Annotated in this window: 22 protein-coding genes and 3 pseudogenes; 11 read left to right on the top strand and 14 right to left on the bottom strand. The window is 64.7% G+C overall.

The genetic code is table 11. The annotated features are described in order from the left end of the window. Positions 1 to 28 precede the first annotated feature (28 nt). From ACVWZ8_RS10480 to ACVWZ8_RS10440, 9 genes and pseudogenes are all read right to left on the bottom strand, one after another. Positions 29 to 241 (bottom strand): annotated as a pseudogene (locus ACVWZ8_RS10480) (IS3-like element ISAar46 family transposase); the annotation flags it as partial. Between the two features lie 115 nt (positions 242 to 356). Next, the gene (locus ACVWZ8_RS10475) at positions 357 to 881 is read right to left on the bottom strand and encodes a hypothetical protein (protein WP_456504598.1); all 525 of its coding nucleotides are present in this window, start codon (positions 879 to 881) and stop codon (positions 357 to 359) included. Positions 882 to 903: 22 nt separating this feature from the next. After that, positions 904 to 3,402, bottom strand: coding sequence for a hypothetical protein (locus tag ACVWZ8_RS10470; protein ID WP_456504597.1), 2,499 nt, complete (start codon positions 3,400 to 3,402; stop codon positions 904 to 906). Beyond that, positions 3,399 to 4,571 (bottom strand): tyrosine-type recombinase/integrase, encoded by a 1,173-nt coding sequence (locus ACVWZ8_RS10465; RefSeq protein ID WP_456504596.1) that lies wholly within the window; start codon positions 4,569 to 4,571, stop codon positions 3,399 to 3,401. Before ACVWZ8_RS10465 ends, ACVWZ8_RS10470 begins: the two co-directional genes overlap by 4 nt. Positions 4,572 to 4,695: 124 nt before the next feature. Next, positions 4,696 to 4,845: pseudogene (locus ACVWZ8_RS10460) on the bottom strand (integrase core domain-containing protein); the annotation flags it as partial. 52 nt (positions 4,846 to 4,897) lie between these two features. Continuing rightward, complete coding sequence (locus ACVWZ8_RS10455; RefSeq protein ID WP_456504595.1) at positions 4,898 to 5,215, bottom strand: hypothetical protein; 318 nt, start codon at positions 5,213 to 5,215, stop codon at positions 4,898 to 4,900. Then, positions 5,212 to 7,128, bottom strand: coding sequence for a tyrosine-type recombinase/integrase (locus tag ACVWZ8_RS10450; protein WP_456504428.1), 1,917 nt, complete (start codon positions 7,126 to 7,128; stop codon positions 5,212 to 5,214). Before ACVWZ8_RS10450 ends, ACVWZ8_RS10455 begins: the two co-directional genes overlap by 4 nt. After that, the gene (locus ACVWZ8_RS10445; protein ID WP_456504429.1) at positions 7,091 to 8,173 is read right to left on the bottom strand and encodes a tyrosine-type recombinase/integrase; all 1,083 of its coding nucleotides are present in this window, start codon (positions 8,171 to 8,173) and stop codon (positions 7,091 to 7,093) included. Before ACVWZ8_RS10445 ends, ACVWZ8_RS10450 begins: the two co-directional genes overlap by 38 nt. Positions 8,174 to 8,276: 103 nt before the next feature. Further along, positions 8,277 to 9,337, bottom strand: a pseudogene (locus tag ACVWZ8_RS10440) (DDE-type integrase/transposase/recombinase); the annotation flags it as partial. 314 nt (positions 9,338 to 9,651) lie between these two features. Here ACVWZ8_RS10440 and ACVWZ8_RS10435 point away from each other — a divergent pair. From ACVWZ8_RS10435 to ACVWZ8_RS10415, 5 genes are all read left to right on the top strand, one after another. Further along, positions 9,652 to 10,428 carry an electron transfer flavoprotein subunit beta/FixA family protein gene (locus ACVWZ8_RS10435; RefSeq protein WP_456504594.1) on the top strand — a complete coding sequence of 259 codons (777 nt, stop codon included), beginning with the start codon at positions 9,652 to 9,654 and terminating at the stop codon, positions 10,426 to 10,428. A gap of 11 nt (positions 10,429 to 10,439) precedes the next feature. Further along, the gene (locus ACVWZ8_RS10430) at positions 10,440 to 11,423 is read left to right on the top strand and encodes an electron transfer flavoprotein subunit alpha/FixB family protein (RefSeq protein WP_456504593.1); all 984 of its coding nucleotides are present in this window, start codon (positions 10,440 to 10,442) and stop codon (positions 11,421 to 11,423) included. Positions 11,424 to 12,067: 644 nt separating this feature from the next. Next, positions 12,068 to 13,096 (top strand): cytochrome b/b6 domain-containing protein, encoded by a 1,029-nt coding sequence (locus ACVWZ8_RS10425; protein WP_456504592.1) that lies wholly within the window; start codon positions 12,068 to 12,070, stop codon positions 13,094 to 13,096. Between the two features lie 200 nt (positions 13,097 to 13,296). Continuing rightward, positions 13,297 to 14,661: a type I glutamate--ammonia ligase gene (locus ACVWZ8_RS10420; RefSeq protein ID WP_426979421.1), complete on the top strand. Its 1,365-nt coding sequence runs from the start codon at positions 13,297 to 13,299 to the stop codon at positions 14,659 to 14,661. Continuing rightward, complete coding sequence (locus tag ACVWZ8_RS10415) at positions 14,661 to 15,803, top strand: amidohydrolase family protein (RefSeq protein ID WP_456504591.1); 1,143 nt, start codon at positions 14,661 to 14,663, stop codon at positions 15,801 to 15,803. Before ACVWZ8_RS10420 ends, ACVWZ8_RS10415 begins: the two co-directional genes overlap by 1 nt. A gap of 147 nt (positions 15,804 to 15,950) precedes the next feature. Here the strand turns inward: ACVWZ8_RS10415 and ACVWZ8_RS10410 are convergent, their stop codons facing one another. Then, entirely contained in the window at positions 15,951 to 17,447 is a 1,497-nt protein-coding gene (locus ACVWZ8_RS10410; RefSeq protein WP_456504590.1) for an amino acid permease, read from the bottom strand. Positions 17,448 to 17,669: 222 nt separating this feature from the next. Next, positions 17,670 to 18,836 carry an aminotransferase class V-fold PLP-dependent enzyme gene (locus ACVWZ8_RS10405; RefSeq protein ID WP_456504589.1) on the bottom strand — a complete coding sequence of 389 codons (1,167 nt, stop codon included), beginning with the start codon at positions 18,834 to 18,836 and terminating at the stop codon, positions 17,670 to 17,672. Between the two features lie 92 nt (positions 18,837 to 18,928). Here ACVWZ8_RS10405 and ACVWZ8_RS10400 point away from each other — a divergent pair, with 92 nt between their 5' ends. Both ACVWZ8_RS10400 and ACVWZ8_RS10395 read left to right on the top strand, forming a co-directional pair. Continuing rightward, positions 18,929 to 19,471 (top strand): cupin domain-containing protein, encoded by a 543-nt coding sequence (locus tag ACVWZ8_RS10400; protein WP_456504588.1) that lies wholly within the window; start codon positions 18,929 to 18,931, stop codon positions 19,469 to 19,471. 166 nt (positions 19,472 to 19,637) lie between these two features. Beyond that, entirely contained in the window at positions 19,638 to 20,393 is a 756-nt protein-coding gene (locus ACVWZ8_RS10395; RefSeq protein WP_456505935.1) for a cyclase family protein, read from the top strand. A 9-nt stretch (positions 20,394 to 20,402) separates the two neighbouring features. Here ACVWZ8_RS10395 and ACVWZ8_RS10390 read toward each other — a convergent pair whose 3' ends face one another. Continuing rightward, the gene (locus ACVWZ8_RS10390; protein WP_456504587.1) at positions 20,403 to 21,131 is read right to left on the bottom strand and encodes a GOLPH3/VPS74 family protein; all 729 of its coding nucleotides are present in this window, start codon (positions 21,129 to 21,131) and stop codon (positions 20,403 to 20,405) included. Between the two features lie 186 nt (positions 21,132 to 21,317). Next, positions 21,318 to 22,169: a phosphatidylinositol-specific phospholipase C/glycerophosphodiester phosphodiesterase family protein gene (locus tag ACVWZ8_RS10385; RefSeq protein WP_456504586.1), complete on the bottom strand. Its 852-nt coding sequence runs from the start codon at positions 22,167 to 22,169 to the stop codon at positions 21,318 to 21,320. A 150-nt stretch (positions 22,170 to 22,319) separates the two neighbouring features. On the opposite strand from ACVWZ8_RS10385, the gene ACVWZ8_RS10380 reads away from it, so the two are divergent. Further along, entirely contained in the window at positions 22,320 to 22,994 is a 675-nt protein-coding gene (locus tag ACVWZ8_RS10380) for a threonine aldolase family protein (protein WP_456504585.1), read from the top strand. A gap of 40 nt (positions 22,995 to 23,034) precedes the next feature. Here the strand turns inward: ACVWZ8_RS10380 and ACVWZ8_RS10375 are convergent, their stop codons facing one another. Further along, the gene (locus ACVWZ8_RS10375) at positions 23,035 to 23,157 is read right to left on the bottom strand and encodes a hypothetical protein (protein WP_456504584.1); all 123 of its coding nucleotides are present in this window, start codon (positions 23,155 to 23,157) and stop codon (positions 23,035 to 23,037) included. A gap of 226 nt (positions 23,158 to 23,383) precedes the next feature. On the opposite strand from ACVWZ8_RS10375, the gene ACVWZ8_RS10370 reads away from it, so the two are divergent. The 3 genes from ACVWZ8_RS10370 to ACVWZ8_RS10360 all read left to right on the top strand — a co-directional run bounded on the left by ACVWZ8_RS10370 (position 23,384) and on the right by ACVWZ8_RS10360 (position 25,323). Further along, entirely contained in the window at positions 23,384 to 24,478 is a 1,095-nt protein-coding gene (locus tag ACVWZ8_RS10370) for a phosphotransferase (RefSeq protein WP_456504583.1), read from the top strand. A 51-nt stretch (positions 24,479 to 24,529) separates the two neighbouring features. Continuing rightward, positions 24,530 to 24,685 carry a hypothetical protein gene (locus ACVWZ8_RS10365; protein WP_456504582.1) on the top strand — a complete coding sequence of 52 codons (156 nt, stop codon included), beginning with the start codon at positions 24,530 to 24,532 and terminating at the stop codon, positions 24,683 to 24,685. Between the two features lie 113 nt (positions 24,686 to 24,798). Further along, on the top strand, positions 24,799 to 25,323 hold the full coding sequence (locus tag ACVWZ8_RS10360) for a hypothetical protein (RefSeq protein WP_456504581.1): 525 nt from the start codon (positions 24,799 to 24,801) through the stop codon (positions 25,321 to 25,323). The last annotated feature ends 17 nt before the right edge of the window (positions 25,324 to 25,340 follow it).

The following is a 25,340-nucleotide window of genomic DNA, read 5'->3' as shown; positions in this document are numbered from 1 at the left end:
TTTTCAAGCTGAACGGTACCAACGGGAGTTAGGCGGCTGACTGTTCGGTGATTTCCTTGGGCTGGTTGATCCACGCTGGTCCTGGGAGCGCGAGGATTTTGGGATCAGTGGTTGTCGTGAAGCGCTCGGGGTGTCTCGCGCGGGCTGCAGCGAGCGTTGCCGAGCGTTCTTTGGCGACGCCGGACGCGTGGCCGAAGTGGACGTTCGCTGGCGTGTGGAAGCCGATGCCGGAGTGCTGGTGGTTCTCTGGGGGTCGTTCATTTTTTGGGCGCTCGTTTTCAATATCGTCGCAGGTCAGCGTCTTATTTGGTGGCATAACGTGCACCGTTGGTGTGGTGCACGTTTGTCCACGCATCCTATTTTTTGGTGTTGAGGCGGGTCATGAGTTCCCGGTTCGCGGCTCGCGCGGCGGTAAGATCCTGATCCCGTTCCTCGAGTTGCAGTTTCAGATCGAGGTTCTGCTGCTCGAGCCCGGTGATGCGCTGGTTCAGTTCGTCGAGGTCCAGTGGCGCGCCGAGTCCGGATTCGCGCCAGACTTGTTCGCCGAGCGTCTCGGATAGCCGCCGTTCCAGTGTCTGTATGTGGGTTGCGAGGCGGTTGCCGCGCTCGTGGGCGGCGAGCAGGTCCGCATGCAGCGAGGCCAGGCTGACCGCTGCCCCCTGTGTGGAGTCGTGGTTAGGCTGCGCCTGGATTGTGTGCAGCTGTGCCAGCAGGTCGCGGTGTCGGTAGAGGAATGTGCGGTCAACGCCCGCGGCGCGGGCGATGGTGGCGACGCTGATCTCGTTGCCGGAGGAATGGGCCTTGGTGAGGGCTGCAACGACGCGTTCGCGGCGCCGCGTGGTGTCGGCGCGGCGGCCTTCGATGGCGGCTGCGGTTTTCACAAGCGCGGGAGCCTTGGGATGCTCACGACACTGGCCTCGGGCGGACATCGGGTACCGGCTGCCGGATCTGGGGCATGCCCAGAGCCGTGGTGCGGTGGCGTCGCACGATGGTTACGGCCTGCTCGATCTCTGTCCGGTCGGCGGGCGCCAGTTGGTCCAGCCCGGCTTCGACTTTAGAGATCAGCCGGCGGATGCGGGTGATCTCGTTCTCCGATGGCAGGGCTTCGGTGCGGGCCCATTCCTCCAGGTCCTGGGTGGCCAGGAGTTTCTCCCGGTTGCGGAGCAGATCATCGAGGTGGGCCTGCAGATCGGGCAGGTAAGAGACGTCGGTGCGGAAGTGATCACAGCCGACGCAACGGAACCGGTAGGGGCAGGCGTTTCCGCCGGCCTGGACGTTGGACGGTTCGGTGCAGAGGCCGAACGGAACAACGACCTCTCCGACAGACCGGCGGGCGTGGTCAGAGTCCAGCAGCTCCTGGGCCTGACGCCAGATGCGTTCGCCGTGCCGGTTGAACTGCATGGCGGTGACCCGGTCCACGGCCTCGCGGCGGCGGCCCTGGCCGACCTGGTAGTAGCCGCTGGTGGTGTCGAGTTTCCGGTGGTCCATGAGCTCACGCAGCACATCGATCGGCACTCCCGCGTCGGCGTGCCGCTGGGCGTAGGTGTGCCGGTAGGCGTAAAGAACGATGAGGGCCTTGTCGAATTCGGTGTCGTCAACGGTCCTCAGGACCGGCATGTTCGTGATCCAGACGCGGTGGTGGAACGCGAGGCTGAACGCGCTGAGGGACCTGTCACCGCCGGGATTGCGCCGGTCTGTGGGGAGCAGTTTCAGCTCACCGACCGGTGTGTGGGGGTAGCGGGCCCGCACCCACTGCTGCTGGGCGGTGATCACCTCTGCGGTGTTCGCGTTGATGGGGAGCCGACGGCCGAGGCGGCCGGCCTTGTGATTATCAAAGACCAGCACCGCAGATCCATCGGCATCGCGGGCCAGGCAGTCGAACGCCAGTGCCGCAATTTCCTCGGGTCTTCTGCCGGTGTCGATGGCCAACTCGATCCCGGCCCTCATCGGCGGGGATGTCAGCCGGTCGAGGTGGGCGCAGATCTGCCGCATGATTTCCGGCGGCAGATCCCGTCCGGATTCGGCGGCTTCGGGTTCAGCGGGGATGTCGGCGGCGCCGATGGTGAAGTCCTCCCCGAGGCCGGCGGCCAGGGTGCCGGGGCGGGTCAGACCCAGGGCCCGTATCGTGGAGAGCACGTGCCGGACCTCGCGGATGGTGCGGAGCCGGGCATCGGTGCTGATCTGACCCGTCGAGGCCAGATAGGCAAGCCGGTTCAGGAATGTCTCGATGTCGGCGCGGCCAAGACCGGCGGGAATCCGGCCTTGGTCCGGGCGCATCCGCAAGGCCTCCGACAGCCGGACCAGGGCGTTCACGTGGTGACGCACCGACAGGCCCGTGGTGCTCCGCCGGCCGGGGCGGATCCGTCTTCTGGGCAGGTCATCGATGGCCCAGCGTTTGGCGGCTTCCCGCAACCACGGCTGGCTCAGGCCGGTGAATGACACGGTGCCGGAGTTGCCGAAGACCGCCAGGTCCCATTGGTCTAGCAGGATCTCGGCTGCAGGGGTGCTTAAAGCGCGGCGGGCGTGTCTGGCCAGGGCATGGACCAGCCCGGCGAACTCCAGTGAGCGGGTGGGTGCCAGGCGGTAATCGGCGATCGTGTCGACCTGCTGGCGGCGCAGGTCATCCCCGACCGCGCGCAGCTCCGCCTCTTTGGTCCGCACCTGGTCCAGACGGCACCGTTGCTGCAGCCCGAGCAGCACCTCGATCACCACCAGCGGTTCCAAGCCGCGCAGGCTCACCTGCCCGCCGGTCCCGATCGGCGGCTCGATCCGCCGCCATAGCGCCTCGTCGGCTCCGGGGTTCTTGGCTTTGAAGACGCGCAGGCGGATTTGGTGGGCGTCACAGTAGCGGCCCTCGAGGTGGCGGCGCTGTCGCGGGCAGGCAGCCACCGCGCACGGCGGACAGGCCTCCAGCGCCCGGGTCCGCGGACCGGTGAGGAACTCTGCCAGCCCCAGGCCCAGGCTCTGCTGCTGATCGAGGTGCCGACGACATAACCGGGCCGTTCCCGAGGCCCATTCCCGGGCGCACCCGGCCACCCCACACATGCCAACGCCGCGGTCGGGGCGGTCCTTGGCCGGAAGCAAAGCGATTTCCTCAAGGACCAGCCCCTGCCGGGCGAGCCGGTGCCGGCAGCCTGTGCAGATCCCACCCCGGTGCGGGGCTGTCACCGCGCAGCCGACCGCCGCGCAGACCGGGCGGCCCAGCAGCAGGTGCGCCGGCGGCAGGAACATGACCAGGGAAACCGGATCCCAGCCGATCTCAGCCAGGAATTCCGGTGCGATCAGATCCGCGAGTTCAACGGCGGACTGTCCCAACCGGTACGGGCCGCTGAACACATGCCCGGTACCGCCGGAAATGTACTGCGGCGGGGGCGTCTTTGCCACGCTGATTGCAGCCGTCACCGGTTTTCTCCTGCCTGTGTCCCGCGGGGGCCGGGCACCCGTTCGACTGCATCGCGCAGTCTGGCCGGATCCGGATGCAGGTAGACCTGGGAGGAGCTCATCGAAGCATGCCCGAGCAGCGCCGCGATCTCATCCAGGGTGCCGCCGGCATCGGCCAGATTGCTGCCGAAGGCGTGCCGCAGCTGGTGCGGGGTAACCTGCCGGCGCAGGCCTGCGCGCCTTCCGGCTGCAGTAATCAGCGCATTGACCGCGTCCGGCGGCATCGGAGCACCGATCGGGGCACGGAACAGGTTGACCAGCAGGAAATCGCTGCCGCCCGCCTCAGCGACGGCCAGCCGCTCAAATACATAGGCATCCACGGCCTGCACGGCCAGTGAATCCAGCGGCACGACACGTGTCCGGCGGGACTTCGCCCAGGCCCCGTTCATGTTTTCGCGGCGCAGCACATGCAGGTGTGCCCTCGGCACCGGGCAGCCCAGAAGCTTTGAATCGGCGAGCATATGCGCGTCTGAACGGCGCAGCCCGCAGAGCTCGCCGCGGCGCAGTCCGGCTCGCGCCATCAGCAGCACGATCAGCCGGTCACGGGCCGACAGGCAGGCGGCGATCAGTGCCACGATCTCCGCGTCACTGGCACGGTCCACGCCGGCATCAACCTCGTGGAGCCGGTGACGGGCGCGCATCCGCCAGGCCATGGCCCGGTCCTCGCCCCGTGCCTGTCCGGGCAGGTCACGATCATCGGCAAGTTCGTAGATCAGCGGCAGCAAACGGCCGGGCGCGTCACCACTGGTCACCGCATGCACCACGAAGCCGCGGACGGCGGTCAGCACCGTGTTGATCCGGCGTGCCCCGCGTGCCGGGCGGTGGCCCGGACCGGCCAGCACCACCGCTGTCCGCTCACCGTCCCCGGCCTGCGCCCCGGTATGACGCAGCCAGATGATGAATAATCCGAGCTCTCCGACGCCGGCATGCCAGTGCTGCCCTTTGGCCAGGCACCAACGCAGGAAAAGTACGATCCCGCCGGCATACGAACGGGTCGTCAGCTCCGAGCCGTCACGGCCCAGGCGCAGATGCCGCAGGAAAGCGTCCGCCTCCGGCACGACAACCAGATCTTCATCGAGGACAGTCCAATATCGAATGCCCGAAGGCAGAAGCACCGCGAAGACCCGCACGATTGTCCTTCCAGAGAACTGGAAAACCTAAACGCGACTATGCGCCACGTGCACCGCACCCCCGGGGATGTGTGGCGCCACGGCGAGGCGTGTCGCTCTATGCAACGTCCCGCAACACCTCTGAGACCCCCAGAGAGTGGTGGTGATGGTTGTACCAGTCCACGAAGCCGCCGATAAATGCTCCGGCGTCGTGGACTGAGGCGAAGCGTTCGGGGAATTCCGGACCGTATTTCAGGGTTTTGAAAAGCGACTCACTGTACGGATTATCATTCGATTAACCGGCTAATCCGGGTCTGGAATTGTCCGCTGTCGTCCTTTTTTGGTCGCTATTTTTTGGTCTTGGTCGTGGTGTTGACTCGTTCGAGCCGGCAGAGGCGTTCCTCGTGTTGCCGGGCGCGGTCGGCTACGGCTTCGAGGCTGGCGCGCAGCTGGGCGATCTCGATGCTCAGCCCGGAGAGCGTTGGTCCTTGAACACCACGGAGCCGGTATTCCTGGATCAGGGCCCGCAGTTCCGGGGTGCGGTAGAGGGTCGCCCGGGAAATCCCGGTCGCTGCCGCGGTGGCGGTGAACGTCACGGGTTGTCCGTTTGCCACTCTCTGCTCGAGGGCTTGTTCGACGCGGGCCACGAAGGTGTTTTGGCTCATCCGGTGTGGGCTTCGCTGATGAGGATGTCCAGCTGTTCGACGAGTTTTTGGTGCCGTTGGGCTTCGCTGCTCCAGCCGCGTGCTGCGGCGTCGCGGGCGAGTATTTCGGCGTCGTTGCGTTGGGCGGTGAGTACCGGCAGGTGGGTGTTGTCGGTGCGGTAGCTGGGGCAGTGCTCGCAGATGTTGGCGTAGGGGCACGCTTCCTGGGCGGGTGCGCGCAGGCAGTATCCGCCGGCCATGCGCGCTTTGATCATGGGGGTCTCGCGCCAGTCCCCGTTGGTGATATCGACCAGAGGCAATGTCCTGCGTCCGGTGGGCAACGGGCCGATCCGGGCCTTGGCCATGTCCAGGGCGCGTTCGTATTCGGTTCTGACCGTGCTGTCGAAAAGCCGGCCGTAGCGCAGGCTCATCTCGGCGGAGACGTGCCCCAGCAGCGCCATCAGTGCCTGGAGGGAGACCCCTGCGTTGATCAGGGCGGTGGCATAGGTGTGGCGGAGCTGGTGAGTGGTGATGTGGCCGAGTCCGGCTGCCTGGGCGGCACGGGCCAGTTCGGTCCGGAGGGCGTTTTGCCCCAGCCGGTGGCCGTGGTGGGTGAAGAGGAAATCCGCCGGCCGTCCGGTCCTTGGGTGTGGGATGGGCCTGCCCGGTGAGCGGGTGATGCTGATCCGGTCCAGCACTTCCAATGCATCATCGTCAAGGGGGACCATCCGCTCGGTGGCGAGTTTGCCCAGCGGGACCTTGAGCCAGGACCCTTGGCCGGGGACCTCGTGCACGCAGTCCATTTCAAGGTCCAGCAGTTCCCCGATCCGCAGCCCGGCGGCGCGTTGGAGCAGCAGTGCGTCCGCGGTGAGCCGGTTTGGCGAGCGGATGAGCTCGGCGGTCAGGGCGCGGTCCGCATCCGGGGGCAGATAACGCGGTAGGGGCCGCGGCAGCCGCGGGATGTCGGAGCGGAAGAGCAACCGCCGGGTTGGCGCATCGGGCCAGCCCCATTCCGTGATCTCCGTCAGGAAGTTGGCCACGGCGTTTACCCTTCGGGACTGCTCGGCGATCGAGAGCCTTCCGCCGCTTTTGGTGTTCTCTGCCAGGGACAGGGCGATCAGATATGGCTCGATATGGCGGCAGCGCTCCAGGCCGTCCGGTCCCGTCAGGGCCGGGTCCAGGTCACTGATCACACGGCCGAAATGGGCCAGCCGGGTGGCGATACCGCTGACGGTCGCGGGGACGCAGGTCACTGACTTGCGCTGCAAATAGCGGACCAACACCTCATGGAGCGGTGACGGGACAGCGGCCATACGCTTATCGAAAGGCAGCCTGGGGTTGGGCCGGGTCGCCGGTGCCGGCAGCACTCCCTGATGGAAGAGTATTTGCCGGGTGCTTTGGATCAGGCCCCGGTAGGAGCGCGCGCTGCGGCCGGTGCGGTCCTGGCGCTCGTGGCAGGCCTTTTCAAGCTCGTCGACGTCGGCATCCGTGAGGGTGTCCAGGGTCCGGCCGGTATGGATGAGCAGGCGGCCAATGACCTGTGAGGCCAGTGCCGAGGCGACCCTGTCGCTGAATCCCAGTTCGCCGGCTGCAGTCCTGAACCGGGCCAAATCGGTCTCGAGCCCGGTGCCGATGACTTCGCGCCAGAGGCTGGAGAATTTACGGGCCAACAGGTAGTCGTAGTCCGGCCGCAGGCGGCCGCTGACCATCAGGAAGGTCACGAACGGTTTCGTGGCGTTGTTCGCTGCCAGCTGCAGGTGCAGCGGCCGCAGCGCCCAGTCCTGGACGTGGGGCCAGCGGGCCACGAACGTTTTGGCCGCGGTGGTGTAAGCAGTGTTTCCCCGCCCGGTCAGGGAAAGGTGAGCGGCGTAGGAGGCCAACAGTGCAGCCGGCGGATCAGTCGCGTTGATGTTGACGGGCGCGGGCAGCATCATATTCGGCTTTCACATGGGTGGGGGCCAGATGAATATAGCGGGCGGTGGTATCAACATGGGTGTGTCCGAGCAGGGCCTGCATCACGGCAAGATCCACGCCGGCCTCTGCCAGAGCGGTGCCAAAAGTATGGCGCAGGGCATGTGGATTTCCGGCCTGAACACCGGATACCTCACGGTGGTACCGGAAGATGGTCCGCAACCCGGCAGCCGTCAGTGGCTGGCCGCGGGTCGGTCCCTTGGCCACGATGAACAGGTAACGGCTTGTGGTTTCGGGCCGTTCGGCCAGCAGATAGGTCTGGATCACCCCGGCGACGTCGACATCGAGAGGAACCCGGCGCTCCTTGGCGCCCTTGCCCTGGACCAGCAGCCAGCGGCCGCCGATATCAACATCGCCCACCTGCAAGGTAAGCACCTCGGCCGAGCGCAGCCCGCAAAAGAGCATCAGCCCGGCAATGGCACGGTCCCGCCAGCAGTGCAGGCTGGCCAGAAGGTCCGCGGATTCGCTGCGCTTCAGGGCCCGTGGGAGCCGGCGTGGTTCGCGGAGCCGCAACACGGACCTTGGCTTCGGCTTTGCCACGTGGGCGAGCAACCCGTTGCGTTCCCCGGCAGCCGGCCGGCGGGCCTCCTTGCCCCTCGGGACCGGGTTCTTCAGCTCCGGATTGCGCATGATCAGAAACGTGTAGAGGCCTGAGATGGCGGCGAGGCGTTGGTTGATTGTTGTGGGCGCGTACCTGTCCGGCCGCCGGCCCTGCAAGGTGACAACGTTAGGGCCTGGTCTGCCGGGAACCTGGGCCTGGCGGCACGCCGATAAATAGTTGAGCAGGTCATCGGTGCCAACAGACGAGAGCTCAATATCCTGTTCCCTGAGCCAACGGCAAAAAGCGAGCAGATCATAGCCGTAGGTCCGTACGGTTCGCGGCGAGTAGTTCCGGTCGCCCAGATATCCCAGATACTCGTTGACCGGACCGAAACGACCGGCGCCGGCTCCTGCCAGCCGCCACTGCCCGTCACCGGGTTCCAACCGCAAATCCCTGCCGGTCTCCATGACACAGAAGTATCCGCTCCGTCCCGACCGAAACGGGCGACATCCCCGCCGGCGTGTCGCAGCAGAACCGCTCCGAAACAACCGATTAGCCGGTTAAGAGGCACACCCGGGGCCTGGAGTGGGATCGGGTGACCTCCAGATCCGAGAGCAGCGCGGCGACGGTCTTGGACGTCATGGACGTCCCCCGGTCCGCGTGCACGACCTGGGGGATGCCGTGGATCCCGAAGATTCCCTTCATCATCTCCACGGCCAACACGCCCGATTCGGTGGCGTGGACGTGCGCGCCGACGATGAACCTGGAATGGATATCAACCATCATGTAGCAGTCGAAATACTTTCCCTTGACCGGGCCCGCGAGCTTTGTAATATCCCACGTAAACACCTGTCCAGGAGCCGTGGCCACCAGTTCAGGAACCGTACGGGGCGGGTGTTTGGCCAACCGTCGGCGTTCCTTGACCTGGCTGTTTTCCTCCAGCACCCGGTAAAAAGTCGACAGCGACCCCAGATAGATTCCCTGGTCCAGCAGCTTCGTATAGACCTGCATGGGTGCCAGGTCCACGAACTCCGGTGAGTTCAGTACCACCAGGATCCCGGCGCGCTCAGCGGCGCTGAGCTTGTTCTGCGGCACCACCGCCGCGTGGTCCTGCGGCGGGGCCGGTTTCCGGTTCGCGGTCGTCCTGGAAACACCCGTCAAGGACGCTGCACGGCGCGATGGGACCTTCAGTTCCAGCATCGACCGGTACGTGGCCATCAGCGTTTCTTGGACCGGGGCTCGTCCGGCATATCCTCTGAGGCGCTCTCTAAGAACGCCTGTAGTTTTCCCATCAGCTCCAAGGCTGCCTCGGTCTTCTTCAACCGGCTCTCACTCACCTCTAACTGGCGGCGCAAACGCGCGTTCTCGGCCTGGTCCGCCGACAGCTTTCCGATCGATTCGCCGGCCTTCTTCCCGGCCAGGACACCGGCGTCACGCAGCCGGCGCCACTCGGTCATCTGCGAGGAATACAGCCCCTCCGTGCGCAGAAACGCACCACCTTCACTGTTCTCGCACGCGTTCTCGTACGCGGTCAAAAACTCGAGCTTCTGGACCGGGGTGAACGACCGGCGAGGCCGCGGACCACCGGCCCGCGGTCCGGAAGAATTACTACTACTAGTACTACTACTCACAGGACTATCTTCGCGTACTGCACTCAAAACTGGACTGGACATGATTACTGGATTCCTGGCTCTCGCCCCACGCGATTAAACGGACTTGCTATGAGCCCCTGGTACCGTTCCAGCCTGACACGTAGGGCGACCCCCGCCGACTCGAACGTCATGGCTCTGATCCCCTCCGGCATAAGCACTGCCAAGGACGAAGACTAGATACGCAACTCGCGACACGGACCCTGTCCGGCAGGAAGGGCCCCACTTTCGTAGACTCAATGGAGATCCGACATGTCTCCTCTCTAGAGACAAGCCCGCCACAGGAAGAGCCATCGATGAAGATTATCGTCCTAGTCAAGGAGGTCCCCGACACGTACGGGGACCGAAAACTGAACCTTGAAACAGGCCTCGCCGATCGAGAAGCCAGCGAGGCAGTCATTGATGAGATCGGTGAGCGGGCCTTGGAGCTGGCACTGAAGTACGCCGGCGCGAACGAAGGCACCGAGGTCGCAGTCCTCTCCCTCGCTCCCGAGGGTGCGACGGCAACGATACGAAGGGGGCTTGCAATGGGAGCGGGGAGCGCCATCCACGTCTCTGACGAGGCGCTCCGGGGTGCGGATCTTGGACTTACCGCTGAAACCCTCGCAGCAGCGATCCGTCGCGTTGAGTTTGACCTTGTGATCACTGGCAACATCTCCACCGATGGATCCGGCGGAATGATTCCCGCGATGCTTGCAGAATTGCTTGACGTGCCGCATGCCACCGGCCTCAGCTCCGTCGAGATCAGCGCCGGCGCGGTATCTGGCTCCAGGCCGGTTGAATCCGGCGTGCAGAAGGTATCAGCGAACCTGCCCGCGGTGATTTCCATTACCGAGGCGCTTCCCGGGGCGCGCTTCCCGAACTTCAAAGGAATTATGGCCGCGAAGAAGAAGCCCCTTGAGATGCTTACCCTCGCAGACCTCGGGATCACGGCCTACAACCCGGTCGCGGCGCGTTCGATCATGCTGACCGTTGCAGAGAAGCCCCCGCGTGCGGCGGGCGTAAAGATCATTGACGAGGGTGATGCCGGCGAGAAGCTCGCTGACTTCCTTGTAGAGAACCGACTGGCGTAAGGAGTAACGACATGACTGAATTCCCTCGTGACGCGATCCTCGTCGTCGTGGAAACCCTGACTTCCGGTGAACTCGAGAAGGCTGCGGCCGGGCTCTTTGGCGCTGCTGCTGCAGTTGGCACGCCAATTGCATTGGTACTTGCCTCACCCGGCGCCGGGAGCGCCGCCGCCGCGGAGGCCGCGGTCCTTGGTGCCGCGCGCGTACTGGTCGCGGAGACTCCGGATCCGTCCGCGCTCGGAGTGCCGAGCGTTGACGCGCTTGCCGCCGCTGCGGAGCAGGTGCAGCCAGACGCGATCCTGATTTCGCATTCCCTGAATGGGCGCGACCTCGCCGGCCGCTACGCTGCCCGTTCTCGTGCAGCGATTTCTGCCGATGCGATCGGAGTGTCACGTGATGACGAGGGCGTCGTGGCACACCACTCCGTCTACGGCGGTGCCTACGATGTGACGTCCACGTCCACGTTTGGGGCGCCCGTGATTACGGTTCGCCAGGGCTCCATCGAGGCGCGTGCCACGGCCCAGCCGCAGGAGTCGGAGACCCTGGCTGTGCCGCCCTCCGGGAAGCGGGCCGCGCGGATCGACTCGTTCGATGAGGTAGTTGTCGCCACTTCGCGGCCGGAGCTGCGTGGTGCCGCGAAGGTTGTCGCGGGTGGTCGCGGCCTCGGGTCGGAGGAAAAGTTCGCCCTCGTTGGACAGCTCGCCGATACACTCGGTGCTGCCGTTGGTGCTTCGCGTGCCGCGGTGGATGCGGGCTACATCCCGCAGTCGCATCAGGTCGGCCAGACCGGAGTTTCCGTGTCATCACAGTTGTATATCGCGCTGGGCATTTCCGGCGCGATTCAGCACCGGGCTGGCATGCAGACCGCGAAGATGATCGTCGCCATCAACAAGGATGGAGACGCGCCGATCTTCGAGATCGCCGACTTCGGTGTGGTCGGCGACCTCTTCGAGGTCGTGCCTCAGCTGATTAGCGCACTTGAGGCTCGGAAGAAGTAGGGATGGCAACTCAGTCTCGGAATATTCGGCGGGGCCTGCCGCGCGTCGAAGGCGGTGACCCCTGGCCTGCAGCAGGCCAGGCGCCCGCACGCATTGTCACGGCAGTAGTGGCAGCCCGGTCGGCGTCTGTTTCCGGGGTGGGACCGGTCACCGCCGGGCCAGCGGCCGCCATGCCCCCCGCCGCTGCGCCCTCCGTCCCCGCGTCTGTCCAAGCAACGGCACCGGGTACGACGACGTCGTCCGCTCCGGTCCCTTCAGTGAACGCAGGCGCCGCGGTGGCGCGGCAGCTTCGCCGTGGCCTGCCGCGCGTGCCGGGCGGAGAGCCTTGGCCGCCAAAGGGCGAGGTTTCGGTATCAGTGGCGGCCCTGTCCGTGTCCGGGGCTCCCGCCGCAGTCGCCACGCCCGCGCCGGCCGCAGATGCTGCTGAGAAAGCAGCCATGCCGGCACCGGCGCCGCCTGTAGGTGCTCTGGCCACCACACCGGCTACAGCGGCGGCGGGAACCAGTTCGCTTCGTCGCGGGCTCCCCCGTGTCCCCGGCGGTGAACCGTGGCCGCCAGCTGGACTTGCTCCGGCGGTCGCCGCCGCCCCTGCGGTGCAGGCAGCTCCCGAACACATCGCCCCGGCCCACGCCACGGCTGCCAGCGTGGTGGAGACCGTTGCCGAGGCGGAGCCGCCGGCGACCGTGAGTGCACCAGCGGTCACCGCCGCCCCAGCATCGGCGACACCGTCCGGCGCCGCTGAAAAGCCCGTCAGGCCAAAGCCCGAGGCAAGGCTCTACGGATCGCGCACCCTGGGCCAGTGGATCAAGCTCGCCATGCTCCTCGCGCTCGGCGCCGTGGCCGCCGCAGCGATTCTGGTGCTCGCCGCGCGCGGTGTGACCACACTGCCGGGCGTGCCGGAGTTCCTCGAGAGGTACCCCGGCGAGTACCACCTGCCCGAGACGGCCGAGTCCGGCTTCCCGTGGTGGGCGCAGTGGACGCACTTCCTGAACATCTTCCTGATGGTGCTCATCATTCGCTCCGGCTATCAGGGGCGCACCCAGCAGAAGCCGCCGGCGTTCTGGACGCCGAAGCGCGGTGGCAAGAAGATCAGCATCAACCTGTGGCTGCACCAGTCGCTCGACATTCTGTGGCTGGTCAACGGACTCATCTTTGTGGTGCTGCTGGTTGCCTCCGGCCGCTGGGTGCGAATCGTCCCGACCAGCTGGGAGGCGTTCCCGAACGCGCTCTCCGCGCTCCTGCAGTACATGACACTCGACTGGCCCGTTGAGACCGGCTGGGTGAACTACAACAGCCTGCAGCAGCTCATGTACTTCCTCGTGGTGTTCATCGCGGCCCCGCTCGCGGCGATCACGGGTGCGCGCCTGAGCGAGTTCTGGCCGAAGAACGCGAAGACGCTGAACAGGATCTACCCGGTAGAGGTTGCGCGTGCGATCCACTTCCCGACGATGCTGTTTTTCGTGCTGTTCATTCTCATCCACGTGTTCCTGGTGTTCTCGACCGGTGCGCTGCGCAACCTGAACCACATGTTCAGCGGCACCGACGTGGTGAACTGGGTCGGGTTCTGGCTCTTCGCGGCCGCAATCGCAATCACGGTGGCCGGATGGTACGCCGCCTGCCCGCTCGTGCTCGCACCAATCGCGAAGCTGTTCGGTCAGGTGAGCAGCCGCTAGGCTTCACAGTTCTTCCTCGCGCGGCAGTCGAAGGTTGCCGGAGCTGAAGCGGACGACGGCGGGACCTCCCGCCGTCGTCCGCTTGCGTTCGGCCCGCTCCCCGACAGCGCAGACAAGCCGCCGCCGCTGAGCAGGCGATGGAGGCAGCGGCACATCTGTCGAACCTTTCATTGGACGGGGAGGCGCCGCATGATAGGCGCATGACCGAAATTGCATCAGTCGACGAATCCGCTGTTGCCAAGGCACAACGCGAGCTCGAAGCGGCCGGCGTCCGCACCGTGATCGGCACGGTGGTGAATGCTTCGGGCATCACGCTGGCAAAGAGCGTTCCGTTAGCCCGGCTCAAAACCTTCCACCAATCCGGGATGGGCGCTGCCCCCGTCTGGCATGTCTTCACCATCGACGGCGGGATAGCGTTCACGGACAGCATCACCCCCGTTGGCGATATGCGCCTCAAGATCGATCTCGCGGGACTCCGTGTCCTGCAGGGTGGCCGGGCATGGGCACCAGGCAGCCTTTTCGAACAAGACGGAGCCGCTTCTCCGGCCTGTGCCCGCGGCCTTCTGGCCGGTGTCGTCGGCAGCCTCGACGAGGCCGGATACCAGGCACTCGTGGGCCACGAACTTGAATTCTTCCTCGTCGCCCCAGACGGTTCAGCGCTGGAAACCGCACCCTGGGTTCCGTACGGGGCAACCGGCCTTCTGGACCGATCGGAATTCCTCGATGATCTGCTGTCAGTGCTGAACCATGCCGGCATTCCGATGGAGCAGATCCACGCCGAGTACGGCAGAAACCAGTTCGAGTTTTCCCTTCCCCCTGCTTCGCCGGTTCAGGCCGCGGACACCGTGGTCCTTTCCAAGATCATCGTTGGCATCGTCGCCAGGGCCCACAGCATGCATGCCTCGTTCTCCCCGCTGCCCTTTCCCGGCACCGTCGGAAACGGCGCCCACCAGCACTTTTCGCTCCACAAGAACGGCCTGCCGCTGTTCTCCGGCGGCAGCGGACCGCACGGCATCTGCGCCGAGGGAGGCGCGGCCATTGGCGGAATCATCGCAGGACTCCCCGACATCCAGGGTTTCCTCACGGGATCAATCTTGTCCGGAAGCCGCTTGGCACCCGGCACGTGGTCGGGCGCCTACTTGTGCTGGGGCCTGGAAAACCGGGAAGCCTCAGTGCGCTTTCTGAACGAGGGCAAGAGCAATCCGCACGGAGCCAACGTCGAGGTGAAAATCGTCGACCCGTCGGCAAACGTGTATCTGGCGTCCGCATCCATTTTTGCGCTCGCCCTTGACGGCATCCGCGGCGGGCGCAGGCTTCCGGCAGAGATCCCGGGTGATCCCGGACGGCTTTCGGAAGGCGAGCGGCACCGGGCCAACGTCCTGCTGCTCTCAGACTCCCCCACCGCCATCATCGACACGCTGGACAAGTCACGCCTTGCACGCGGGCTTCTCGGAGACGCCATCGTCGATGCCACGGTGGCCGTCCGGCGCTACGAACAGCGAATCTCCGCGGAACTCTCGCCGGACGAGCTTGCTGAACGCTTTCGACTTGCCTGGTCGATCTAATGGCGGGCGGTTCTTTCCCGGACTTCGTCGAACAAGTCAGCCTTATTGATCACCACGTGCATGGCGCGTTTCACGTCGACGGTGATGAGGCACGCTTTCAGAACTCGCTCAACGAAGGAAACACCGAACCACTGGCCAACCCCGGGGACGCCTACAGCACACAAATCGGGCTCGCCATCCGACGCTGGTGCAGCGGAATTCTTGATCTGCCACGGCACGCCTCACCGGCGGACTACTGGAGCCGGCGCTCCGAGCTTGGAGAACTCGAGGTGTGCCGGCGCATGACCCGCGCTGCTGGCGTGAGCGACTGGCTGATCGATACGGGATTGGATGCCGCTGACTACCTCGGCAAGGCCGGCATGGCCGATGTCTCCGGTGGGCGAACCCACGAGATCGTTCGGCTGGAACTGGTCGCCGAGTCGCTGATCCAGGAGATTGCCAACCCGGCAGATTACGTCGAAGAGTTCGGTCGGCGGCTTCAAGAGCTCACCCTCAGCGCCGTGGGCGTCAAAACAGTTCTCGCCTACCGCGCAGGATTCGACCAGAATCTCAGCCGACCGGCACCGGCTGCGGTTGTTGAAGCAGCCCGCCGCTGGCAGGAGAACCCGCGCGCCGGCACCAATGCGAAACTCACCGACGTGACACTCATTGCCCACGGGATCTACACGGCGGTGTCGATGAAGCTTCCGCTGCAATTCCATGTTGGATTCGGTGACCGCGACCTGGACCTACACAAGACCAATCCCCTGTACCTCTTGGATTTTCTGCGGTCCCCCGAAGTCCGAGACACACCAATCATGCTGCTCCACTGCTATCCATTCGAGCGCGAAGCCGGCTATTTGGCCCACGCCTTTGAAAACGTCTATATCGATGTGGGCCTGGCCGTGAACTTCACCGGGTCACGGAGCCGGGATCTGGTGGCCCGCTCATTCGAACTGGCTCCGTTCACGAAAATCCTTTACTCCTCCGACGCCTTCGGCCCGGCCGAACTCCACTACCTCGGAGCGAGACTGTGGCGCAACGCGATCACCAAGGTAGTCGGCGGATGGATCGCCGACGACGACTGTTCCGAGGCGGACGCCCGCGAGATCGTGCAACTCGTCGCACACGGCAACGCCCGCCGCGTGTATGCGCTCCCCTGAGCGCCGACCCGAGATCCCGAGCAAGCAGAACGGACATCACCTTCCAGGTTCATGGCATGACGAAGGCTCCCGGCGAACAGCATTGGCGACTATCGGCTGTCCGCCGGGAGCCTCCTTGGTTCAAGGCCGGGCAAGAATCACTTGTGGCTAATGTGAACCTTCTGCGGCGGGCGCAAGGTCCGAACCAGGTGAAACGGCATTGGCCCGCGCGACTTCCTCCTGCAGGGGGTCATAGCGCCCGCCGCCGGCATTTGTCCGCTTGTCGACGAAGTAGTACGCGATCAGCAGCAAGGCGAAGAACGGTACGCCCGCCATCCACGTCCAGGTGAGGCCATCGATGAAGATCGTTGAGACCAGAACGGCCGTGAGGAACAGGATCGCCAGCACGGTGGTGACGGGCGCGCCCTTCAGCCTTGCCGGTGACTGGGGGAGATTATGACGGGCGCGGACAAAGCGGAATCGCATGTGCGTGATCAGGATCAGAATCCAGACGACAAGCGCGCCGAAGACTGAGATTCCGAAGAGCGCCAGGTACGCGCTGTCGGCGGCGACCACCGAGATAACTGCTGCCAGCAGCATTCCCGTGGAGCTCAGGATCAACGCCAGGGCCGGGGCACCACCCTTGGTCAATTTACCGGTCCACTGCGGAGCGTACCTGTGCGCCGCCAGCGAATGGAGCATCCGGGACGTGAGGTAGAGGTTGGCGTTTGCGGAGGACAGCGCCGCGGTCAGGACGACAAAGTTCATGATTGTTGCGGCGGCCGGGATGCCGGCGGCCGCAAAGACCAACACAAAGGGGCTGGCGTGGATATTGCTGCCCACCTGGGCCGTTTCAGTCCACGGCACCACCGCCAGGACGATCGTGATGGCAACGACGTAGAACAGTGCCAGACGCAGCGCCATTGACCTAGTGGCCCGCACCACGTCGCGCGCCGGGTTTTCGGACTCCGCGGCAGTAACTGAAACAACTTCCGTACCGATGAAACTAAAGATCACAAATACCATGGCCAGCAACAGGCCCTGGACGCCGTTCGGCATGAAGCCACCGTTGGAGACCAAGTTGTCGACGCCGACGGGCGGCCGGGTGGGAAGGCCGAAGACGATCAGGGCAACACCCAAAAGGATGAAGGCGACAATGGCGCTGACCTTGATCATGGAGAACCAGTACTCAACTTTTCCGAACAGTTTGACGGCCGACGCGTTCACGCCCAGGATCGCGATGGAGAAGACAATCGTTGTGAGCCAGAGGGGAATTTCCGGCCACCAAAACCTGACGAAGATTCCGGCGGCAATGACTTCGCCGCCGATGGCAATGCACTGAATAGCCCAGTAGGTCCACCGCACGACGAAACCGGCCCACCGGCCAATGTAGGAGTGGGCCAGAACGCCAAATGCGCCGGCGGTGGGGTGAACCACCACCATCTCGGCAAGCGCCCATGCGATGACGAGCGCGACGAGCCCGCACACCACGTAGGCAATGATTGTTGATGGGCCGGCCTGCGAGATGGCAAGTCCGGAGCCCAGGAATAGCCCGGTGCCAATTGCTCCGCCCAACCCAATCATGCTGAGCTGGCGTCCAGTTAGCCTGCGCTGCAGGCCGTGGGTGTTCGCTTCCAGGGGAGCCGATGTTTCGCGTACCGTCATGACGTATTCCTCCTTGTTTCTAGGGAAATCTGGGGAAATGCAGTGTTTCTAGCGCTGTTCGGCGATTGCGGCGGGGCGCGGCACCATAGTTCTGCCGCTGGGCCGTAGGCCTTGGATCAATCAGGTTGGCGCGCTGGCCATCCCCCGCCGCCCCGCGGTCGGGCCATTTCTCCGTTGAAATGGCCCACCTTGCAGACGTCGGCGGCTACCCGGGCGTTGCTCCTACAGCGAGCGGTATTCCGTCAGAGCGTTGATAGCCGTGTCGATGTCGGCGTCGGAGTTGTAGTAGTGAAGGGACATGCGCAAAAGTTCGCCTCGTGGGGCCGTCATGATGCGCCGTTCATGCAACCATGCGCCCAGCGCGACCGGGTCATCATCAAAAACGGCCACCTGCGGGCCGTGGCGGTCGCTGTTCTCGGATCGGCTGACCTTGAATCCGGCGGCCACGGCACCGGCAGCCAACTTGTCGGCAAGGCGCATGACGTGGGCGAAACCGGCAACCTGGTCAACCCGCTCCAACAGCCCCAGGCCGGCGACAGCGGCGTAGGCGGCCGGAATGGCAGGAGTCCCGGCTTCGAATCGGCGCGCATCCTTGGGGTAGTCCACCAATTCCGGGTCAAATGCGAAGGGATTTACGCGTCCGAACCAGCCCGTGAGTTCCGGATCCCGTTCTGAGTCAACGCCGTCCTTGACGTACAGGAAGGCTATGCCGGCCAGGCCCAGCATGTATTTGAGCGAACCGGCCACAAGGTAGTCGCAATCCATTGCCTTGACATCGATCGGGACCACGCCAGCACCCTGATATGCGTCAACAAACATGCGGGCACCGCGCTGGTGGGCCAGCGCGGTGATTTCGGCGAGCGGCGGCCGCGCGCCGTCATGGTAGCTAATCAAGGGGGCTGAAACCAGGGCAGTTGACTCGTCGATGACGTTGTCCCAAGCTTCAACTTCCAAGGACTCAAAACGGTCGGAGACCATCTTGATTTTGGCGCCCTGGGCCTGCTGGGCCCGGAGCACGTGGCCCACGGACGGAAATTCCAGGGCGGACGTGACGATGTCCGTCCTGTTGTTCCAGGCGAAGCTCGAGGCTACCTGGTAGGCGCCCTCGGACGCCGAACTGACGATGGCAATGTCACTGGGGTCTGCGTTGATGAATCGTGCAAAGCGGCCGCGAGCCTCTTCCACCTTGTTCATCCACAGTTCCCACGGTGCTCCGGAGTTCTGTAGTGAGCCGGCGATGTCGAGCAGGCTGTAAGTTAGTTGGGCCGACAGAGCGCCCTGGCTGCAGCTGGCCAGGTGCGTCATGTTGGCCAGTGGCGGGAACTCCCGACGGAAGTCGGCGGGATCGAAGTCCACGCGATCATGTACCGTGAATTTATTCGTCGTCATGGTAAGACCATATGCACGAAGTTTAGTGTGGTCAATGGTTATTTAGTGCCACTGAATATGGCTCTGGCTTCAGCGATCCCGAAAGGAACACAATGGATGGCCTGCGCATACGCGAGTTGCGGAAGGAACAAGGGATGACGCTGGCCCAGCTGGCCAGTCAATCCGGCCTTTCCGAGGGGATGATCAGCCAGGTTGAGCGTGGCTTAACCGACCCGAGCCTCGAAACGCTGCGAAAAATCTCCCGCGTCCTGAACCTGCCGCTCTTCCAGCTTTTCAATCAGGATGACGCCGCCCCCAGCAGGCTGGCCGTGCTCAGGAAGGGCCGTCAAGTCCAAATAACGTCCCCGGCCACGAACATTACGTATCTCCGGCAGTCGGCGGGTTACGGTCAGCTCGAAGTCCTTCGCGGAACCCTCGCCCCGGGTGGCGCGTCGAGCGCGGAGCCGTGGAGCCATCCCGCAGAAGAGTGTGTGGTCGTCATCTCGGGGTTGCTGGAAATCGAGATCCAGGGCGAACGCATCTCATTGGAGCCCGGTGACAGCTGCCACTTCGATTCGACCCTTCCCCACCGGCTGGTCAACACCAGCGACGAGCCCACGGTGTTCATTACCGCCGTGACGCCGCCGAGCTACTAGCAGCCGCAAGGCGTGCTGCGTCCATTGACGGGGTAGAGACCGCTGGGTAGTGTGGGCAAAATCGTGGCGTGGCACTTTGGTGACGATCGTCAAAATTTGGTTCAACAGAAGGGCAATCCTCGTGACTACGACAGGTACGACTCGGCTGGCTGACGCTTTGCAGGCAATGGTGCGTGGAGACATTGAAATCATTGATCTCACGGCTCCGCTGAGCAGCAGCACGCCCGCATTGCGCCTTCCGGCACCGTTTGCAAACCTCATTGACTTCAGCTTCGATGAGGTCAGCGCGTACAACGAGCCCGGCCCCTATTGGCGCCACAACAACATTCATACCGGCGAGCACATCGGCACCCACTTAGACGCGCCCATTCATTGGGTGACCGGCAGGGACGGCCTTGATGTGTCTGAAATTCCGGTGCAGCGGCTCATTGGGCCCGCCGTCGTGTTGGACTTCACTGAGGAAGCTGCCAACGATCCCGATTTCCTGTTGGAAATCTCCCATGTCAAGGCCTGGGAAACCCGGCACGGCGCTCTTCCCGACCAGGCCTGGGTGCTCTTCCGGACCGGGTGGGACAAATACTCACGGACCGAAGAACAGTTCCTGAATGTCGATGAGTCCGGATCGCACACGCCCGGCGTATCCGCCGAGTGCGCACAGTGGCTCGCCGAGGAAACCAACATCACCGGGTTCGGCGTCGAAACCGTGGGAATCGACGCCGGCAACGGCGTGGCCCTGGACCCGCCCTTCCCAGCGCATCACTTCCTGCTCGGCAACGACAAGTACGGCATCACGTCGCTTCAGAACCTGGACAAGCTGCCCGCCGTCGGCGCCGTCCTGATCGTGTGCCCGTTGCCAATCGTGGGCGGGACCGGAAGCCCGACTCGAGTGCTGGCGCTCGTGGACAAGACAGCCGCGGCCTAGGTCGCCCCGTCATATGCCCGGTTCTTCTTCCTCCGCCAGTCTGATCATGCGCAGTTCGTCCTCCACCGCGTGGGAAGGCCAATAGTCCTTCGCCAGCGTACTTGCCCGGACCTTGTCTGCTGCCGGTACGAGCTTGCCTAGCAGTCCGGCCGCCTGAAGCAGGGCGATCAGCGCTGTGGTCCTGGCATCGGGCTTCGCGGCATCAGGCTTCGCGGGAGCGGGCGCCCCTGCATCGGGTGTCCCGGCATCCGACCCTCCGGCATCGGTCGCCGTGGCATCAGACGCCCCGGGATCGGCTGGCGCACCGCTGAGTGCGGCCTGGATCTTTTTCAGGAGCGCCGCCTCCGGAGCGTGGTCCTTCTCCGGGTACCGCACGCTCCGGAACAGACCCACATGTTTTTCGCCGACATGTTCCACGATGCCCAGTGCCGCCATCCCCTCGTAGACCCGCTGCACTGCGGCGCGGCCCTCCAGCATGGAGACCCACCGCTTGGGAGTGTGGGGCCGAGACTTGCCCCGGATGAGCTCCAGCTCGTGCTGGAAGTCCGTTTGCGGGGCGGTGCCGGTAGCCCTGACGCGCTTCCCCTGCAGCCCGATTGCCCCGATCAGGTCCAGCTCGGCCAATACTGCCCGTGCGTACACCGGCACTTCAGGTGTGCCGTCTTTGTCGTTCGTTGCCAGAAGGAGGAAGGCCTGGGGAAGGTTCAGCTCCGCCGCCTGCGGCGTTTCAGCGTTCATACGAACATCGTGGCGCGGTTGGGCGGCCGCCACAATGAGGATTTACCAGCGTCGACGTCGGCGTCTGCGTTGCCCTGCCGCTGGCCAACCGCTTCCAAAAGTTTGCGGCCCCGGTGAACGGACGACGGCGGGAGCTTCCCGCCGTCGTCCGTTTGCGGCTGCCGTGGGGCAGCGTGGACCCTGGTCCTATGGCTGCTGGGCTTTGAGGAAGCTTTCCAGTGCTGCGAGGTCGTCGGTGTTGATGTGGTCAACACCTGCCCGGTGAAGCTCGGTCCAAAGAGCTTCGCGTGCCTCGCCCGGCTGGTCCGGAGTCGCCCAGAAACGGACCCGGTATCCCTTGGCGTGTGCGTCCGCGACGTACGCGTGGAGTTTGGCGCGTTCCGCCTCGGGCATCGGGCCAACACCCTGCCACGTGAACAGCTTTGCCCAGTTGTCACTGATCAGCGGCATGAGCGTTGAGGGCATCCCGGAGGCAAGGTCGGATGAGCGTCCGTCGAAGAACCCGTAGCGTTTGTCTTCCGCCTGCATGGTGGTCAGCGGCCTGTTGCCGCTGATCACGGCGGTCACCGGGCCGGTGCTGACCTTGCCCTTGCTGTAATGGGTCATGAGAGCCGGGTGCTTGCTCAGTTCCTGCTCGATCGCAGCGTAAGTGCTCTCGCCGTCGCTCTTGATGTCGATCAGCAGCTGCAGGCTGCCGTCCCAGCCCGGATAGACGCTGTGGCCTTCCTGCTGGACAAGGTTGTCCAACGGATCCAGGTACAGGCTCGCCAGGGTCTCCCCAGGCTGTGCGTTCTCCCTGTCGTGAGCGACGAGAAGTTCGCCGTCAACCAGCCAAACGTCCGCCTCGAGGCTGGTGAGCCCATGCTCCAAGGCGTCAATCAGCGGACGGCCGTGCTCGTAGTCGTTGTGTGCATGGGCCTCCAGCAGCGGCTGGCCCAGCACAACATCCCGGGATGAGGTGGCGGCAGATGAAGGAACGGCGATTCCGGTCAGGGACGTGAGGGCCACCAGCGCGGCGACAGCACTTTTGATAAGCACGGGGTTCTCCTTGGTGCGGTTCAGGGGGCATAGTTCAGCTCGACCGATCAGGCGCGCCGATGCCTCAAACAGGCTCCCCGATCCGTACCAACAGGGAAGGGCCACGCGGTGGAGGGCCGGTAAACAGCAGTGAACGGCCACGCTGCAGCGGTGACCCGCAGGCGCGGCGACGTGCACAGCGTTCAGCCCGCCGTTGTCAGCCTGACCCAGGCCACCGAAACCGGCAGCGTCTACACCCTCGACGAGCTGGCCGAACTGGCGGCGATCGCGCACGACGCCGGCCTTCGCGTCCACATGGATGGTGCCAGGTTCGCCAACGCTCTGGTCGCCCTCGACGCAACCCCGGCCGAGATGAGCTGGAAGCTCGGGGTGGACGTACTCTCCTTCGGCGCGACCAAAAACGGGGCGATGACCGCCGACGCCATCGTGTCCTTCGATCCTGCCCTGGCCACCGAACTCGCCTACCGTCACAAGCACGGCGGGCAGCTCACCTCCAAGATGCGGTTCCAAACCGCACAGCTCGACGCCTACCTCAGCGACGACCTGTGGCTGAACAACGCACGCCATGCCAACCAGACGGCCGCCCGCCTGCGCGAAGGAATGACCGGCGTCCCGGGCGTCTCGGTGCTGGGAGACGCGACCGCAAACATACTCTTCTGCCGGTTCCCGCAGCCCCTTTCAGACGCACTCCACGCGGCCGGGTTCGACTTCTACGACGACCGCTGGGAACCCGGCATTGCCCGCTCCGTGACCTCCTTCGCCCACACCGAAACCGACATTGACACGCTGCTGGCCGCAATCCGGGAACGCACCAGCACGCCGTGACAAGCACAAGCGGCCGGCACCACCGATTTCCGGTGGAGCTTCAGGAGTAGGTCAAGCTCAGCAGCAGTGCCTTCCGCTGCGCGTACTGCTCCGTGGCCATCCAGGCTTTCGCGGCGCCGGAGGACTGTCTTATGGGACACCGAGTGGACGGGGAAGAAGGCATTGATGAAAGTTTCTTCATGACCGTTTCATCCGTGCCTCATTGTTGTACTTCATTCTGGACGCACGGAACGGCTTGCGCCGGAAGAGCCTGCGTGTCGGGAAGAGGGGCATGGATGGACGGAGCATGGCTGTCTACTGTTGGGGGGCGGCACGGGACGCCTGGAACGCGTCACTCCACCGCGTCCTACCACTGGCTGGCGCCTCCACCGGATCCTGGAATTGATTCCATGGACTGGCCATCCCCCGTTCCGACGTCTGCCGACGACGATACCGGCACATCCTGGCTGGTTCAGCGGGCGTGGCCAGACAAGACGCCAGGAGAATTTGTACTGGAGGTCCTTACACCGGGACGGCCCGGCGTCCGGGGAGCCCATCTGCGTCACGGGCACTTCGAGCTGATCCCGTTGGACGATCCGGGGCTGCCCGCCTTGCGGGGGGAAGCGCAGAAGGGGGAATTGATTTCGTACTGGCCCTACTGCCAGGCGGTCGTCCGGGCGGATGGCCGCTACATAAAGGTCTTCGAGCCCGGCGGCGCCGTCGTGCCGGCCGAGCGCTGCGCACAAATGGACGTCCTACTGGACGCCGGCAACTTCACAACACCCAGAATCCTCCGTAAGAGCTCCCAGGAAGACGTCATCGTTTTCAGCGCCATCGCGGGACCGACTCTGAACGAGCTGGGCAGGGAGCAGGGCGCCGTCAGCGATGAAGCGTTCGCCAGGGCGTGGGAGAAATGGTCGCGCGCCTGGGTCGCCGAACTGAACGGCTCTTATGGTCCCGCAGCACAAATCGTTCTCGACAGCCTTCCGCTCCGTCCAGCAGAGTGGGAAGCCACGAAGATGTGGCGACGGGTGAACGACTGGTTGCGGCACAATGAAAACGTCCCGGAGTTGTCGTCTCAGCGCGATGCCTTGCGCGCCGCTGCAGAGCAAGTGGCCACGAACCTGCTTCGGACGGCACCGGATCCGCTGGTATGGTCCCACGGAGACCTTTACGACAAGCAAATCATCGTTCCTGACGGCGACATCCCGCCCGGCTTGCTGGACTTCGACAGTACGGCCCGGGCCGAGGCCGCCCGGGACCTGGCCGGCGTGGACGTTCGCCTGGAGCTTCATCTACGTCATAACCGCATGACGCCCGCACGATATCTGACGGCTCACACGCAGGTGCTGGCCGCCGCCGAGGAACTGCACGTCAGTCCGGTCCGGTTCGATGCGTATTCGGACGCCTTCTGGCTCCGTCTGGCACTTTCTCCGTTACCTGGCCGCTTCTCCCTGGCCATCGCCGTCCTCACGGAACGGGCAGCGCAGGAGTTGAGACAGTGAGCCGGCTACTTCTCCAGCAAGGCCGAGCTCATCTGGGGCGGCATGGAGCCGGTGATCGAGGCCTCGGGGCGGGTCCTGGATTCAGCCCGAGTCCAGGGCGGCTCCGGCGGCGACGTCCTGGCGGGACTGCGGGAGGCGGCGGTTGCCGGGGTTGCCGTTCTGCCGGACCTGGCGGTCACGCGCGGCCGGCTGCGGCTGATCGCCTAGCACCCCGAACCGGCCAGCCGGAGCTAAGTCCCTGTCGCCGCAGCGCGAACGGGCCCGGGCGTACCTGAGCAGCCGCTAGCCCGCTCACCACCGGCACATGGAAGTATTCACTTATGACTATCGAGAATGATGCTGCCAACCTTCCGGCGTTAACTGACTCTCAGGGCATAGACGCCTCGACTGAAGTGAGCCGTAGCTGGGACCACATCGGGGCCATCATTGTCGATGCCACGCTGCAGCGCCGGCAGAACTACCACGCGACCGTCAAGCCGCGCGTTGTGGCTCTGGTTGCGGCATGGCCAGAAGCCGCCACGACTAGCGGACTCCGCCGGCGCCTCGCTACGGGCAAGCTCGCGGAAGTTATCAGCTGGCCCTCGCCTGGCCGTCTCGCCCAGGTAGAGGACATCATGTGCGTGTTCGAGCGTCAGGGCATCGAGACGGTATTGGAACTCCGAGGCGCACTCGATGACCCGGCCAGGAGAACCGTTCTCCGGGAGGCCCTGGCGGGCGTGCGGCATGTCAGTCCCAAAACGCTGGACTACATCGACACCCTGAGCGGAATCTCCACGGGTTCGGCCGCGACCTCCCTTGGGGACGACGCAAAACACCCAGTCTCTCCCCCGGGCGTGGCCGGCTGACCTCACCCGGGCCGACA

Source organism: Arthrobacter sp. UYCu723 (genome assembly GCF_054059215.1).
Note: the sequence above shows the minus strand (reverse complement) of the source record. Positions and strands in the feature narration are given on the sequence as shown.